Source organism: Bradyrhizobium sp. LMTR 3, assembly GCF_001693485.1.
Classification (GTDB): domain Bacteria; phylum Pseudomonadota; class Alphaproteobacteria; order Rhizobiales; family Xanthobacteraceae; genus Bradyrhizobium.
In genome coordinates, this window is the sequence record NZ_MAXC01000016.1 from 1 (window position 1) to 14,245 (window position 14,245).

A 14,245-nucleotide genomic window follows, 5' to 3' on the forward strand; every position below is an offset into this window, starting at 1 on the left:
TAGATTGGCCGACCTATCCTCTTCCAACCCCATCAGGTGGCGGCCCTGCGCCGACCCCGCACAGAAGCGAGACCCCGGCGGGCGGACAACGCAAAGGGATTGACTAATCGAGGCCCGTTACAGAAGGCCCGTTACAGAAGGCCCGTTACAGAAGGGTGGGCAAAGCCAACGGGTCGCGCGAACGCGCGCCCGATGACAGGCTCCGCGTGCCCACCATTTCGAGCGGCATATTTGGAGGCGTGGTGGGCACGCTATCGCTTTGCCCACCCTACGGCACTGCGATCGTCAGCGCGTCGGGACCGGTTTGTCGCCGCGGTAATCGTAGAAACCGCGCTGCGTCTTGCGCCCCAGCCAGCCGGCCTCGACATATTTCACCAGCAGCGGGCACGGCCGGTATTTCGAATCCGCCAGGCCCTCATGCAGCACCTGCATGATCGACAGACAGGTATCGAGCCCGATGAAATCCGCCAATTCCAGCGGCCCCATCGGATGGTGCGCGCCGAGCTTCATGGCGGCGTCGATTGCCTCGACGTTGCCGACGCCTTCATAGAGCGTGTAGATCGCCTCGTTGATCATCGGCAGCAGGATGCGGTTGACGATGAAGGCCGGGAAATCCTCCGACACCGCGATCTGCTTGCCGAGTTTCGTGACGAATTCCCTGGCGGTGTCGAACGTCAAATCGTCGGTGGCGATGCCGCGGATCAGTTCGACCAGTTCCATCTGCGGCACCGGATTCATGAAATGAATGCCGATGAAGCGCTCGGGACGATCGGTCGAGGCGGCGAGCCGGGTGATCGAGATCGACGAGGAGTTGGTGGCGACGATCGCTTCCGGCTTCAAGACCGCGCAGAGTTCGTGAAAGATCTTGCGCTTGACCTCTTCCTTTTCGACCGCGGTCTCGATCACGAGGTCGCAATCCGAAAGCCCGTCGAGCGTCTCGGAGGAGGTAATCCGCTCCAGCGCCTTCTTGCGCGCGTCCTCGGTAATGACCTGTTTGGCAACCTGGCGCGACAAATGGCCGTTGATGGTCGCCATCGCCGATTTCAGCCGTTCGTCGGAGACGTCGTTGAGCACCACGTCCAAGCCGGCGAGCGCCGCCACATGCGCAATCCCGTGGCCCATCTGGCCCGAGCCGATCACGCCGACCTTCTTGATTGTCACCGCCATTTTGTCATCCACCGGAACGGCGCGCATATCGCGCCTGTTCATCTCTAAACCTCAGCTACGATATCATCAGACGCGAGGTTTCAGTCCCACCATTGGCATGTATTCTTCACGCGAAGCTTAATCCCCTTCGCCCGCATCCGCTTAAGGTAAACACCGGCCGGACGTTTGCGCGTCCGGCCGGTGTTCCGTTACTTGCCGAGCTTGCCGAGCGCGTCGGTCAGTTCAGGAACCGCCTGATAGAGGTCCGCGACCAGGCCGTAATCGGCAACCTGGAAGATCGGCGCGTCTTCATCCTTGTTGATCGCAACGATCACCTTGGAATCTTTCATGCCGGCGAGATGCTGGATCGCGCCGGAGATGCCGATTGCGACATATAGTTCCGGAGCGACCACCTTGCCGGTCTGGCCGACCTGCCAGTCGTTGGGCGCATAGCCGGCATCGACTGCGGCGCGCGAGGCGCCGACGCCCGCGCCGAGCTTGTCGGCGAGCGGCTCGATATATTTGGCAAAGTTCTCGCGGCTCTGCATGGCGCGGCCGCCGGAAACGATGATCTTTGCCGAGGTCAGTTCCGGACGGTCGCTCTTTGCCACCTCTTCGCCGATGAAGCTGGAGAGGCCCGGATCGGCCGCAGCGGCGGCGTTCTCGACCGGCGCACTGCCGCCCTCACCCGCCGCGGCAAAGGTCGAAGTCCGCACCGTGATGACCTTCTTGGCGTCCTTGGACTTCACCGTCTGGATCGCGTTGCCGGCATAGATCGGCCGCTCGAAGGTATCGGGCGAAACCACCTTGATGATCTCGGACACCTGCATCACGTCGAGCAGAGCTGCGACGCGCGGCATCACGTTCTTGAAACGCGAGGTCGCAGGCGCGACGAGAGCATCGTACCCGGAGGCCAGCGACACGATCAGCGCGGCCAGCGGCTCGGCGAGATCGTGGGCATAGGCGGCATTGTCCGCCAGCAGCACCTTCTTGACGCCGGCAAGCTTGGCTGCGGCATCGGCCGCACCCTTGGCGTTCTCGCCGGCGACCAGCACGTGCACGTCGGCGCCGAGCGCAGCGGCTGCCGTCAGCGTCTTGTTGGTCGCATCCTTGATCGACGCGTTGTCGTGTTCGGCAATCAATAGCGTCGTCATCAGAGAACCCCGGCTTCGGTCTTGAGTTTGGAAACGAGCTCAGCGACGTCCTTGACCTTGACGCCACCCTTGCGGCCGGGCGGTTCCGATGTCTTGAGCACTTCGAGATGCGGCGTGAGATCGACGCCGTAATCGGCGGCGCTCTTGTCGTCGATCGGCTTCTTCTTCGCCTTCATGATGTTGGGCAGCGACGCATAGCGCGGCTCGTTCAGCCGCAGGTCGGTGGTGACGATCGCCGGTCCCTTCAGCTTCACGGTCTGCAGGCCGCCGTCGACCTCGCGCGTAACCTTGAAGTCTGCGCCTTCAACTTCGAGCTTGGAGGCAAACGTCGCCTGCGACCAGCCGAGCAGCGCGGCCAGCATCTGGCCGGTCTGGTTCGAATCGTCGTCGATCGCCTGCTTGCCGAGAATGATGAGGCCGGGCTTCTCGGCATCCGCTACTGCTTTGAGAATCTTCGCGACCGCCAGCGGCTCGACATTGCCTTCGGCCTTGACCAGGATGCCGCGGTCGGCGCCCATGGCGAGACCGGTCCGGATCGTCTCCGAGGCCTGCGCCGGGCCGATCGACACCACCACCACTTCGGTCGCCTTGCCGGCTTCCTTCAGCCGCAACGCTTCCTCGACGGCGATTTCGTCGAACGGATTCATCGACATCTTCACGTTAGCGAGTTCCACGCCCGTTCCGTCGCTCTTGACGCGGACCTTGACGTTGAAATCGACCACCCGCTTTACCGGCACAAGAACCTTCATCGATCCTCTTTCGCTTGAATTCTGGGGTTTGATCAGCTTGTTATTAGCTTGGGCGCGGAACCTAAAGGTCCCGCCATCGGCGGTCAACGCGCGAAAGCCAAAAATCGGCCCCGGAAGGCCCTACCTTCAAGGCTTACCTTAACGGTTCTGACCCGGCACCCACAACACGTCTCCGGCCCCATTATCGTTCATGGCGCGGCTGGCCACGAACAGGAAATCGGACAGGCGGTTCATATACTGAATGGCAGCCGGGCTCACCGGCTCCTCTGGGCGCGCAGCGAGTTCCACCATGATCCGCTCCGCCCTGCGGCATATGGTGCGGGCGAGGTGCAGGTATGCGGCGGCGGGGGTGCCGCCGGGCAGCACGAACGAGGTCAGGGGCGCGAGATGATCGTTCAGCGCATCGATGTCGCGCTCGAGCCGCTCGACCTGGCTCGACAGCATCCGGAGCCGCTCGGCCTTGCCGTCGCGCTGGGGCACCGCAAGGTCGGCGCCGAGATCGAACAAATCGTTCTGGATCCGGCCGAGCATCGCATCGAGTTCGCTGATATCACCGAGGTGCAGCCTCGCCACGCCGATGGCGGCGTTGGTTTCATCTACGGTGCCGTAGGCGCTAATGCGCAGATCGTATTTCGCGCGGCGCTCGCCGCTGCCGAGCGCCGTGGTGCCGTCATCGCCGGTCTTCGTATAGATGCGGTTGAGCACGACCATAGCCGCTTCCCCTTTCCTGATCCTTATCTGCCCAACGCCCACACCACGACCATCGTGATGACGATGGCGACGAACTGCAGCAGCACCCGAAGCCGCATCAGGTGCTGCGAGCGGTTCGGCGAGCCGCCCCGCATCATGTTGACGAGGCCGAGCAACAGCACGATAGCCACGGCCGCAACCGCGATGGGGAGAACGATCGAACTCAGAAAGGATGCCATCGGCGGTACATAACACCGCGAGGCGCCGACTTCCACACGTTCACAACTCTCGCACTACCGCTCGACGATCTGGCTTTTAATCCAATAATATCAGATGCTAGCCCCGGCCTTAGCACCGGACCGCGATACCCGATCGAGGTGAGATGTGAAGCTCATTCGCTACGTCTACCTCGTCGTCATGGAGGCGTTTTACACGTTCCTCGCCGATGACGGCTGGGCGATCGCGAGCCACATCGCGCTGTCGACGCTGATGGCGCTATTTCCGTTCCTGATCGTGCTGACGTCGCTGGCTGGCTTTTTCGGCTCCAAGGAACTCGCCGATGGGGCCGTGGGACTGTTGCTGCAAACCTGGCCGCAACAGGTCGCCGACGCGCTGTCAGGCGAAATCCACGACGTGCTGACGACGACGCGCGGCGACATCCTGACCGTCGGCGCGGTGCTGGCGGTCTATTTCGCCTCCAACGGCGTCGAGGCGCTGCGGGTCGCGCTGAACCGCGCCTATTCTGTGGTCGAGCCGCGGGCGTGGTACTGGCTGCGGCTGGAATCGATCGGCTATACGCTGGTCGCCGCCGTCACGTCGCTCCTGATGGCGTTCCTGATCGTGCTCGGTCCGCTGATCCTGGAGACGGCGCGCCGCCACATTCCGTTCTTCGTCGAGTCCAACGAAAGCCTTCTCACCTTCGCCCGCTACGGCATCACGATCACGGCGATGATCGTGGCGCTGTTCGTGCTGCATGCCTGGCTGCCCTGCGGCCGGCGGAGTTTTCTGCAGATCCTTCCGGGCATCGTCGTTACGATGGTGGGATCGCTGATCTCGGGCGTCGTGTTCGGCCAGTATCTGGCGCGCTTCGCCAGCAACTATGTGACGATGTATGCGGGACTTGCCTCGGTCATCATCGCGCTGGTGTTTCTGTATTTCATTTCGGCGATTTTCGTCTTCGGCGGCGAATTGAACGCAGCCATCATGAAGTCGCAACTGCCGAAGGGGATGTCGCTGCATGCAGCGCAGTCGCAAGGGCGCGCGGGCTCACAGGCTTGACCAGAAAGATCTCGGCGCCCGCGGCGCGCGACGCCGCCTCGTCCTCGCTGCGGCCCGATATGCCGATGATAGGAATGCGCCCGAGCGGCGGCTCCAGCGCGCGAATGCGCCTGATCGCCTCGACGCCGTCGATTCCCGGCAGGACCATATCCATCAACACCGCATCGAATGCGCCTTGCGCGAGCCGCTCGGGCGCCGCCTCGCCCTGGCCGATGAAGTCGGTCTGATGACCGAGTTCGGTCAGGATCGTGTTGAGCACGACGCGGCCGAACGGATTGTCTTCGACGCTGAGCAGGCGCAATGGCCGCGGCGAACTGATCGATACCTCGCCATCGGCACCGGACGCCGCCGTCACGGCATCCTTGGCGGGCGACATTACGACGTTGAGGGTAAAGGTGGTGCCGCCGCCCCGGCGTTGCGTCACGGTGATGTCGCCGCCCATGGCACGCGCCAGTTGCTTGACCGACGACAATCCGAGCCCGGCGCCGCCGAAGCGCGATGCAATGGAGGCATTGGCCTGCGAGAACGGCCGGAACAGGCGTTTGATTTCGCTCAGCGCAAGGCCGATCCCGCTGTCGGAGATCGCGAACGAGACGGCGACCTTGCCCCTCGGGCCCCGCACGGGCCCGACCTGCAGCCCAACACTGCCCTGCTCAGTAAATTTTACCGCATTGTCGATCAGGTTCTCGAGTGCGGCGCGCAGGCGGACGGGATCGCCGATCGCAAACCCTGGGAGCTTTTCGGAAATATCGACCGACGACTGCAGGCCCTTGGCCGCGGCGCGCCCGGTCAGCGAGTCGCCGGTATTGCGGGCAAGCGCCTGCAGGTCGAAGAAGTCCTGCCGCACCTCGAGGCCGGGACCGCCGCTGCGCGCGGCATCGACGAACAAGGTCGCAAGGCTCGCCAGATGTTCCGCGCCAGCCTTGATTGTGTCGACCCAGCGCCGTTCGCGTTCGTCGAGGTCCGATGTCGCGAGCAGATTGCTGATCGCGAGAATGCCGGTCAGCGGCGTGCGGACCTCGTGCGCAAAGGCCGCCAGCGCGGTCTCGACCATGCCGGGCGCAGCGACGGCGGACTTGCGCGTGCCGCGTTTCTTGACCGCGGCGCCGGATACGCGTTTTTTCGCTCGCCGCTTCTTGACTGTTCCCGTGGTGCCTGGTGAGCGCCGCTTTGCCGCCATGGTCCCCCTTCCTCTGCCGCGACCAGCATGACACGCGATGACGGCCGGTGTCACGGAGACGTTTTCAACAACCCGCAGTAGTACTACCGGAATCGTCGCGCAACCCGACGAGGCTGCGAATATCCGTAGGCGTCGCACCTTGCCCACGCAATTCGCGCAGGGCCGTAGCTCGCGTCGATTTCGACAGCTTGTGTCCCGACGCATCCTCGATGAGGCGGTGATGCCGATACACCGGTTGCGGGATACCAAGCAACCGTTGCAACACCAGGTGGACACTCGTCGACCAGAACAGGTCCCTGCCCCGTACCACGTCGGTCACGCCCTGCAGAGCGTCGTCGATCACGACGGAGAGATGATAGCTGGTCGGCGTCTCCTTCCGGGCCAACACGACGTCGCCCCACGCTTCAGGGCGCGCGGCGACGACGCCGGTCTCGCCGCCGGGCCCTGCACCCTCTTCCTGCCAGGCCAGTTCCTTCGTGCGCGCGAGCGCTGACTGCATGTCGAGCCGCAGCGCGTAAGGCTCACCCTGTGCGATCAACTCACGGCGCCGGTCCGGCGGCAGCGATTTCGCGACGCCCGGATAGAGCGGCGCCCCGTCGGGATCGCGCGGCCAGGGCGCGCCGGCCTCGCGCTGCGCGACCAGACGGCCGATTTCCGCGCGGCTCTCGAAGCTCGGATAGATCAGGCCCGAGCCTGCCAATTTTTCGACCGCTTCGCGATAGCGCGAAAAATGCTCCGATTGCCGCCGCACCGGCGTTTCCCAGGATATCCCGAGCCAGGCAAGGTCTTCATAGATCGCCGCCTCGAATTCCGGCCGGCAACGCGTCGCGTCGATATCCTCGATCCGCAACAGAAACCGCCCACCGCGCTCGCGCGCGAGGTCAAAATTCAGGAGCGCCGAATAGGCGTGGCCGAGATGGAGGTAGCCGTTCGGGCTGGGGGCAAATCGGAAAACGGGTGGCGGCATTGATCTCTTTCACGGGACATGGTGGTTTTAAGGGGCAATGACCATTCACCTCAACAGCCAGTCCGACCTCGAAGACGCCGTCCATGCATTGGTCAAGCAAGACCCGAGGCTCAAGCCGATTTTCGAGCTCACGGGCATGCCGGCGCTGCGGCAGCGCGCGCCGGGGTTCGCAGGGCTAGCTGCAATCGTCTGCGGCCAACAATTGTCTACTGCCAGCGCCGGAGCGATCTGGGCGCGGCTGACGGCCGCGTTCGATCCGTTCGATCACGAGGTCATCAGCAAGACCCGCGCCGACCGCCTCGGCCGGCTCGGGCTTTCGGCGGCCAAGATCAAGACTCTGAAGAACATCGCGCGCGAACTGGCTGCCGAGCGGCTCAATCTCGAAGTGCTGGCGGAAGAGGATGCCGATGCCGCCCACCACACGCTGACCGCGCTGCCCGGCATCGGCCCCTGGACTGCCGACATCTATTTGCTGTTCTGTCTCGGCCATGGCGACGCCTGGCCGGCCGGCGACCTCGCGGTGCAGGAGGCCGTGAAGATCGGGCTTGGCCTGAAGACGCGACCGACCGTCAAGCAGATGGCGCCGCTGGCGGAACCGTGGCGTCCCCTGCGCGGCGCTGCGGCGCATCTGTGGTGGAGCTATTATCGCGTGCTGAAGAAACGCGAAGGCGTGCTGGCTAGCAAGGTGTGAGGATCCCGTGCCCCGGACGCGGTGCGGCGCGTAGCGCTGCTCCGCAGAGCCGGGACCCATTTCGCCGCGCGTAATGCCTCATAGGCCCCGGCTCTGCAGCGCATCACTGCGTGCTGCGCAGCGTCCGGGGAACGGAGTGCGTCGCGCAACTCCATCTCTCTTCTCAGCCCCGCAGCCGCACCCGGTCCTCGCGCGCGCAAGCCGTGACGAAGTCGATCACGGCGCGCACAGCGGGCAGGTCGACGAGATCGGGATGGGCCAGCAGCCAAAGATCGGCCACGCTGACGAGTTTTTGCGGGGCGACGCGGACGAGTTCCGGATAGGCGGCGGCAACGAGACAGGACAGCGTCGAAATTCCGAGACCGGCGCGTGCGGCGGCAAGCATGTCGCCTTGCGAGGAACAGCGCATTACCATTGAACCCTGCCGCGTGATCGCGTCGCTCCAGCGCGCCAGCCGCTCGTTCGACAACCGGTCGGCGAAGCCGATGACGCTGTGGCCCCTCCATTCGTCGCGCCGCTCGGGCAGGCGCCGCCGCGCGGCGTAGTCGCGTGAGGCGTAGAAGCCGGTGCCGAGCCGGCCGATCTTGCGGCCGATCAAATTCTCCTCGCCGCTATCGACGGGGCGCAGCACGACATCGGCCTCGCGGCGGCGGACGCTCGCCGGATACGGATGGGTGATGATCTCGAGTTGGATATGGTCGTGCTGGCGCAGGAAAGGCCCGAGCCGCGGCATCAGCCAGTGCGACGCCAGCGTGGCGCCGATCGACAGCTTGACCACGCCGCGCGCCTGCGCACCGGTTGCCGATACCGCGGCTTCGGCACGCAATGCCGCCGCCGCCATAGCGTCGACATGTTCGCGAAATTTCTGCCCATGCGACGTCAGCGAAAGACCTTCGTTGGACCGGGCGAACAAGGGAATGCCGAGCTGACCTTCGAGTTCGGCGATCTTGCGCCCAACCGTCGGATGACTGGAGCGCAGCCGGCGCGCGGCCGCTGCGAAGCTGCGGGTCTCGGCCACCACGACGAAGGTCTTGCACAAGTCCCAGTCCATCGCTGCTCCCCGCGTTCCAGATCGACCCTGTTCATAATTGGATAAACATCTGTTCAATATTGAACGGATGGCGGCGGCCGTCCAGCCTTATAGTGGCGGCAACAGCAGCGCCCGGCCGGCGGCTCCGCCCGCGGTACGGCGCTCTCAATCAACATCATCGACGCAATCCGGTTTTTAGTCCCGGCTTTGCGTTGCAAGGGAGAGACCGAATGCCGTTGCCTGCTTCGCTTGCCAATTCGCTCGAACTGCCGGTGGTCGGCTCACCCTTGTTCATCGTGTCCGGGCCCGAGCTCGTGATCGCCCAGTGCAAGGCCGGCATCGTCGGCTCGTTCCCGGCGCTGAACGCGCGCCCCGTCGAAAAACTCGACGAATGGCTGAGCCGAATCGAGAACGAGCTCGGCGAGTACAAGGCGCTGCATCCGGAGAAGAAGGTCGCGCCCTACGCGGTCAACCAGATCTGCCATTCGTCCAACGACCGGCTGATGAAGGACATGGAGACCTGTGTGAAGCACCAGGTTCCGGTCATCATCACCTCGTTGCGCCCGCCGATCGAAATCGTCCAGGCCGCGCATTCCTATGGCGGCGTCGTGTTCCACGACGTGATCAACGTCAAGCATGCGCAGAAAGCGGCCGAACATGGCGTCGACGGCCTGATCCTGGTTTGCGCCGGCGCCGGCGGCCATGCCGGCACGCTCTCGCCGTTCGCGCTGCTGCGCGAGGTGAAGCAGTGGTTCAAGGGCACCGTGCTGCTGTCGGGCGCGATCTCGGATGGCTGGGGTATTGCATCCGCGCTCGCGCTTGGCGCCGACATGGCCTACATGGGCACGCGCTTCATCGCGACGCAGGAGGCCAATGCCGATCCGGCCTACAAGGCCGCGCTGATCGACCACGCCGCGCATGACATCGTCTACTCCAACCTGTTCACCGGCGTGCACGGCAATTATCTCGGCCCGTCGATCGTGGCCGCGGGGCTCGATCCCGCCAATCTGCCGCAAAGCGACAAGTCGAAAATGAATTTCGGCTCCGGCGGCAACACCAAGGCCAAGGCGTGGCGCGACATCTGGGGCTCCGGCCAGGGCATCGGCCAGATCGCCGACGCGCCGCCGGTCGCCGAACTGGTGGACCGGCTCAGGTGCGAATTCGCCGACGCCAGCGACGAGTTTCTCCAGCGCGCGCGTGCGTAAGACACGCCGGATCAACGCCAATCAAACAAACAGAGGGGAGTGAGATGATGAGAGCCATTGCGACATGCTGTGCCGGGCTGCTGGCGTTAGCGGCCGGCACGGCCAGCGCCGAGAACGGCGTTACCGCCAACGAAATCCTGATCGGCCAGACCATGCCCTACAGCGGTCCGTTGTCGAGCTATTCCGGGCTGGGCAAGGTCGCGCAGGCCTATTTCGACAAAGTGAATGCGGAAGGCGGCATCAGCGGCCGCAAGCTCAAGTTGCTCAGCCTCGACGACGCCTATTCGCCGCCCAAGACCGTCGAGCAGACCCGACGGCTGGTCGAACAGGAGGAGGTGCTGCTGGTATTCGGCTCGCTCGGCACGGCGACCAACAGCGCGGTCCACCGCTACCTCAACGGCAAGAAGGTGCCGCATCTCTTCATCACCACCGGCGCCAGCAAATGGGCAGACCCGAAGAACTTCCCGTGGACGATGGGCGGGATGGCCTCGTACCATTCTGAAGGCGTCATCTACGGCAAGCACGTGCTGCGCACCAAGCCTGACGCCAAGATCGCGATCCTGTCGCAGAACGACGATTTCGGCCGCGACTATGTCAACGCGTTCAAGCGCGGCCTCGGCGACAAGGCGGCCAGCATGATCGTGGCCGAGGCGGTCTACGAGACCACGCAGCCGACCATCGACTCGCAGCTCGCGACGCTGAGGGCTTCCGGCGCCAACGTGTTCTTCGGCGTCGCCATCGGCAAGTTCGGCTCGCAGATGATCCGCCGCAGCGCCGAGATGGGTTTCAAGCCGGACCTGTTCCTGGTGCCGACGTCAGTGACCTCGATCGCGACGATCCTGCAGCCGGCGGGACTGGAGAACGCGACCGGATTGGTTTCCGCGGCCTATTTGAAGAACATCAACGATCCGCAATGGGCCGGCGATGCCGACGTGAAGGAATATTTCGCCTTCATGAAGCAGTACATGCCTTCGGCCGATCCGCACGATACCACCTACGCCAGCGGCTATACCAGCCTGGTGTTGCTGGCGCATGTGCTGCGCGCGTGCCGCGACGATCTGAGCCGTGCTAACGTGCTGAAGAAGGCGACATCGCTCAACACGGTCTCGCTGCCGCTGCTGCTGCCCGGCATCACCGTGACCACCGGCCCGGACGACTATTTGTTGTTCCAGCAGCTCCGCATGCAACGCTTCGACGGCAAGAGCTGGGTTGGCTTCGGCGATCTGATCGAAGACGAGTAGAATTTAAGGAGCAGAGAAACTTGCCATGATCATCAGCGGCGACCGCCAGATCAGCTACCCTGACATTCACGCCCGCATCGCGCGGGCGGCGGCGGGCTTCAAGGCGCTCGGCGTCAGTGGTGGCGTGCCCGTCGGCATGATGCTGCGCAACGATTTTGCGTTCTTCGAAGTCTCGGGCGGCGCAGCCGCGCTAGGCAGCCCGGTGGTGCCGATCAACTGGCATTTGAAGGCCGAGGAAGTCGCCTACATCCTCGCCGACAGCGGCGCCAAAATCCTGGTCTGCCATGCCGACCTGCTGCCGCAGATACGCGACGGTCTGCCCGCCGATGTGCGGCTCCTGGTAGTGGCGACGCCGCCGGAAATCGCAGCAGCCTTCAACGTTGCGGCCGCGCTGACGCAAGTCCCCGACGGCGTGACGGATTGGGACCGCTGGCGCGACACGCATGCGCCAGCGCAGGACGCGCCGATCGGCAGCGCGCCGATGTTCTATACGTCGGGTACCACCGGCCTGCCCAAGGGCGTGCGCCGCAAGCCGATGACGCCGGAACAGGCCGCGGCTTCGGCGCGGGTCGGCGGCATCGCCTATGGCGTCAAGCCGAACGAAGACCAGGTCATCCTGATGAACGGCCCGATGTACCATTCGGCGCCGAACTCCTACGGCATGCTGGCATTCCGCAGCGGCTGCACAATCGTGCTCGAACCGCGCTTCGATCCCGAGGACATGCTGCAACTGATCGAGCGTCATCGGGTTACCCACATGCACATGGTGCCGACGATGTTCGTCCGCCTGCTGCGGCTGCCGGATGAAATCAAGCGCCGCTACGATCTGTCGTCGCTGCGCTTCGTCGTGCATGGGGCGGCGCCCTGCCCGCCGCAGGTCAAGCGCGCCATGATCTGTTGGTGGGGACCGGTCATCAACGAATACTTCGGATCGACCGAAACCGGCATCCCGGTGTGGCATTCGGCCGAAGAGGCGCTGGCAAAGCCCGGCACCGTCGGCCGCGCCATCGAAGGCGGCGTCGTGAAAATCTTCCGGCCCGACGGCGAGCCGTGTGGCGTTGGCGAACCCGGCGAAATCTTCATGCGGCAAATGTCCGTGCCGGATTTCGACTACCACGGCAAGGCCGAGGCCCGCGCCGAAGCCGGCTGCGACGGCCTCGTCAGCGTCGGCGACGTCGGCTATCTCGACGCAGACGGCTACCTGTTCCTGTGCGACCGCAAGCGCGACATGGTGATCTCGGGCGGCGTCAACATCTATCCCGCCGAGATCGAGAACGCGCTGATTGGCATGGACGGCGTGCGTGACTGCGCGGTGTTCGGCGTCCCCGACGACGAATTCGGCGAGCGGCTCTTTGCGTGCATCGAGCCGGAACCGAATGCAGCGCTGTCCCCGGCCGCCGTGCAGGAATTTCTGCGCGGTCGTCTCGCCAATTTCAAGGTACCCAAGGACATCCAGTTCATGGACGCCATGCCGCGCGAAGCCACCGGCAAGATTTTCAAACGCAAGCTGCGCGATCTGTATGCCGAGGGCAGGCTGCGGGCGATTGGATGAGAACGAGGTGGAAGGGTCTCTGCTCCCCTTCAATCCACCTCTAACGCGGCCGCTTTCGGCTTTCCCTCTGCCGACTGATCTCGTCGCGATGACTTTCCCATAACGCTGCCGCAACTTCGGCAGGCTTGGGACTCTGGCCGTTGCTGCCGTTTGTCCCATCCTTACCGGGCGCGCCGCGCAATTGTTCGCGATACCGATTGAACACTAGATCGGCAATCTCGCCGGCATCATGACTTACTCCATCCTTGCCGTTCACGCCATCGTTGCCATTTGTCCCATCTCTGCCATTGCTGCCGTCCCTGCCGTGAAGCTCGGCCGCATGGGACATTACCAATACGGTCGCCACCTCTGCGGCGCTGGGCCCGTCCTTGCCCGGAAGCCCATCCTTTCCGTTCTTGCCATTGACCCCATCCTTGCCATTGCTGCCATCTTTGCCGCGAAGCTCCGCTGCATAAGACCTCGTCAATACTGCGGCCACCTCTGCAGCGCTGGGGCCGTCCTTGCCCGGAAGACCATCTTTTCCGTCCTTGCCATTGACCCCGTCCTTGCCATTGCTGCCATCTTTGCCGCGAAGCTCTGCCGCATAAGACCTCATCAATATTGCCGCCACCTCTGCGGCGCTGGGGCCTTCCTTGCCGGGGGAACCATCCTTTCCGTCCTTGCCGTTGACCCCATCCTTGCCGCGAAGCGCCGCCGAATGAGACTGCATCAATGCTGCCACAACCTCTGCAACACCGGCGCCGTCCTTGCCGGGGAGACCATCCTTACCGTCTTTTCCGTCGACACCATTCTTGCCATCAGAACCACGCTCACCACGCAACTTCTCGGGGTATCGCGCGACCAGATCGTCCGCCACCGCCTTCGGAAATGTCTTTGAATCGTTGATGCGCTCGGCTGCCACCTTGAGTGCGGCGTTGGCATCCGCAAATTTATCCAGCTGGCTCGACAGCGGTTCCTGCATCTTATTGAGAGCTGTTTGGATAGCCCTCTCGGTGGCAAGATCCTTGATCATATAGCCTGCAATACCCGAGACAATTCCGATAATCGTTCCGCCTACAGCGAAAAGGCTGAACATGTAATTCCAGATCGCATACTTGGCAGCGGTCGAAAGTTCGCCTTTGCCATTTGTGCCAGATTCCGCCGCCCCCTTGGGTTTGGGTAGACGTCCATCTTTGCGCAACACTTCGACCCACCGCTCCCGCCACAACCTGTATTGATCTAAAGCGAAGAGTGCGATGCCAACAAAAATGGCGATGTATACCAGTTGAACAAGAATGCCCGTAAAATCCATGGAGTCTCTCCCCGACACGCACGCGCGTAGATTTAGGCAGACCGAAACTACTATTGGATGTATCTTTATTT

Annotated in this window: 14 protein-coding genes; 5 read left to right on the forward strand and 9 right to left on the reverse strand. The window is 63.6% G+C overall.

Annotated elements, in window-relative coordinates; all coding sequences use genetic code 11:
• Positions 1–285 precede the first annotated feature (285 nt).
• The 5 genes from LMTR3_RS15365 to LMTR3_RS15385 form a co-directional block, all read right to left on the reverse strand.
• A complete protein-coding gene (locus LMTR3_RS15365; protein WP_065746002.1) occupies positions 286–1,167 on the reverse strand; it encodes a 3-hydroxybutyryl-CoA dehydrogenase in 882 nt (293 codons plus the stop codon).
• 188 nt (positions 1,168–1,355) lie between these two features.
• Entirely contained in the window at positions 1,356–2,300 is a 945-nt protein-coding gene (locus tag LMTR3_RS15370) for an electron transfer flavoprotein subunit alpha/FixB family protein (RefSeq protein ID WP_065745934.1), read from the reverse strand.
• Entirely contained in the window at positions 2,300–3,049 is a 750-nt protein-coding gene (locus LMTR3_RS15375; protein ID WP_065745935.1) for an electron transfer flavoprotein subunit beta/FixA family protein, read from the reverse strand. Before LMTR3_RS15375 ends, LMTR3_RS15370 begins: the two co-directional genes overlap by 1 nt.
• A 138-nt stretch (positions 3,050–3,187) precedes the next feature.
• The gene (locus LMTR3_RS15380; protein ID WP_065745936.1) at positions 3,188–3,760 is read right to left on the reverse strand and encodes a cob(I)yrinic acid a,c-diamide adenosyltransferase; all 573 of its coding nucleotides are present in this window, start codon (positions 3,758–3,760) and stop codon (positions 3,188–3,190) included.
• Between the two features lie 23 nt (positions 3,761–3,783).
• A complete protein-coding gene (locus LMTR3_RS15385) occupies positions 3,784–3,978 on the reverse strand; it encodes a twin transmembrane helix small protein (protein ID WP_065746003.1) in 195 nt (64 codons plus the stop codon).
• 145 nt (positions 3,979–4,123) lie between these two features.
• On the opposite strand from LMTR3_RS15385, the gene LMTR3_RS15390 reads away from it, so the two are divergent.
• The gene (locus LMTR3_RS15390; protein WP_065745937.1) at positions 4,124–5,017 is read left to right on the forward strand and encodes a YihY/virulence factor BrkB family protein; all 894 of its coding nucleotides are present in this window, start codon (positions 4,124–4,126) and stop codon (positions 5,015–5,017) included.
• Here the strand turns inward: LMTR3_RS15390 and LMTR3_RS15395 are convergent.
• Together LMTR3_RS15395 and gluQRS are read right to left on the reverse strand one after the other, a co-directional pair.
• The gene (locus LMTR3_RS15395) at positions 4,941–6,197 is read right to left on the reverse strand and encodes an ATP-binding protein (RefSeq protein ID WP_065745938.1); all 1,257 of its coding nucleotides are present in this window, start codon (positions 6,195–6,197) and stop codon (positions 4,941–4,943) included. The two genes, LMTR3_RS15390 and LMTR3_RS15395, sit on opposite strands and share 77 nt — an antisense overlap.
• Before the next feature lie 64 nt (positions 6,198–6,261).
• Entirely contained in the window at positions 6,262–7,164 is a 903-nt protein-coding gene (gluQRS, locus tag LMTR3_RS15400) for a tRNA glutamyl-Q(34) synthetase GluQRS (protein WP_065745939.1), read from the reverse strand.
• Between the two features lie 37 nt (positions 7,165–7,201).
• On the opposite strand from gluQRS, the gene LMTR3_RS15405 reads away from it, so the two are divergent.
• Complete coding sequence (locus tag LMTR3_RS15405) at positions 7,202–7,855, forward strand: DNA-3-methyladenine glycosylase family protein (RefSeq protein WP_065745940.1); 654 nt, start codon at positions 7,202–7,204, stop codon at positions 7,853–7,855.
• 163 nt (positions 7,856–8,018) lie between these two features.
• Here the strand turns inward: LMTR3_RS15405 and LMTR3_RS15410 are convergent, their stop codons facing one another.
• Entirely contained in the window at positions 8,019–8,906 is an 888-nt protein-coding gene (locus LMTR3_RS15410) for a LysR family transcriptional regulator (protein WP_065745941.1), read from the reverse strand.
• Positions 8,907–9,115: 209 nt separating this feature from the next.
• Between LMTR3_RS15410 and LMTR3_RS15415 the strand changes: the two genes are divergently transcribed.
• Genes LMTR3_RS15415 through LMTR3_RS15425 form a run of 3 tightly spaced genes read left to right on the forward strand, consistent with a single transcriptional unit; the run spans position 9,116 to position 12,883 of the window.
• Positions 9,116–10,090, forward strand: coding sequence for an NAD(P)H-dependent flavin oxidoreductase (locus LMTR3_RS15415; protein ID WP_065745942.1), 975 nt, complete (start codon positions 9,116–9,118; stop codon positions 10,088–10,090).
• Between the two features lie 44 nt (positions 10,091–10,134).
• Complete coding sequence (locus LMTR3_RS15420) at positions 10,135–11,331, forward strand: ABC transporter substrate-binding protein (RefSeq protein ID WP_502686637.1); 1,197 nt, start codon at positions 10,135–10,137, stop codon at positions 11,329–11,331.
• Between the two features lie 25 nt (positions 11,332–11,356).
• Positions 11,357–12,883, forward strand: coding sequence for an acyl-CoA synthetase (locus LMTR3_RS15425; RefSeq protein ID WP_065745943.1), 1,527 nt, complete (start codon positions 11,357–11,359; stop codon positions 12,881–12,883).
• Between the two features lie 40 nt (positions 12,884–12,923).
• On the opposite strand, the gene LMTR3_RS15430 is transcribed toward LMTR3_RS15425, so the two are convergent.
• Positions 12,924–14,174, reverse strand: coding sequence for a collagen-like domain-containing protein (locus tag LMTR3_RS15430; RefSeq protein WP_065745944.1), 1,251 nt, complete (start codon positions 14,172–14,174; stop codon positions 12,924–12,926).
• Between the last annotated feature and the right edge of the window lie 71 nt (positions 14,175–14,245).

Bases quoted from the DNA above. Each gene is read 5' to 3' on its own strand.
- LMTR3_RS15365 (WP_065746002.1), bottom strand. From the start codon at position 1,167: ATGGCGGTGACAATCAAGAAGGTCGGCGTGATCGGCTCGGGCCAGATG.
- LMTR3_RS15370 (WP_065745934.1), bottom strand. From the start codon at position 2,300: ATGACGACGCTATTGATTGCCGAACACGACAACGCGTCGATCAAGGAT.
- LMTR3_RS15375 (WP_065745935.1), bottom strand. From the start codon at position 3,049: ATGAAGGTTCTTGTGCCGGTAAAGCGGGTGGTCGATTTCAACGTCAAG.
- LMTR3_RS15380 (WP_065745936.1), bottom strand. From the start codon at position 3,760: ATGGTCGTGCTCAACCGCATCTATACGAAGACCGGCGATGACGGCACC.
- LMTR3_RS15385 (WP_065746003.1), bottom strand. From the start codon at position 3,978: ATGGCATCCTTTCTGAGTTCGATCGTTCTCCCCATCGCGGTTGCGGCC.
- LMTR3_RS15395 (WP_065745938.1), bottom strand. From the start codon at position 6,197: ATGGCGGCAAAGCGGCGCTCACCAGGCACCACGGGAACAGTCAAGAAG.
- gluQRS (WP_065745939.1), bottom strand. From the start codon at position 7,164: ATGCCGCCACCCGTTTTCCGATTTGCCCCCAGCCCGAACGGCTACCTC.
- LMTR3_RS15405 (WP_065745940.1), top strand. From the start codon at position 7,202: ATGACCATTCACCTCAACAGCCAGTCCGACCTCGAAGACGCCGTCCAT.
- LMTR3_RS15410 (WP_065745941.1), bottom strand. From the start codon at position 8,906: ATGGACTGGGACTTGTGCAAGACCTTCGTCGTGGTGGCCGAGACCCGC.
- LMTR3_RS15415 (WP_065745942.1), top strand. From the start codon at position 9,116: ATGCCGTTGCCTGCTTCGCTTGCCAATTCGCTCGAACTGCCGGTGGTC.
- LMTR3_RS15420 (WP_502686637.1), top strand. From the start codon at position 10,135: ATGATGAGAGCCATTGCGACATGCTGTGCCGGGCTGCTGGCGTTAGCG.
- LMTR3_RS15425 (WP_065745943.1), top strand. From the start codon at position 11,357: ATGATCATCAGCGGCGACCGCCAGATCAGCTACCCTGACATTCACGCC.
- LMTR3_RS15430 (WP_065745944.1), bottom strand. From the start codon at position 14,174: ATGGATTTTACGGGCATTCTTGTTCAACTGGTATACATCGCCATTTTT.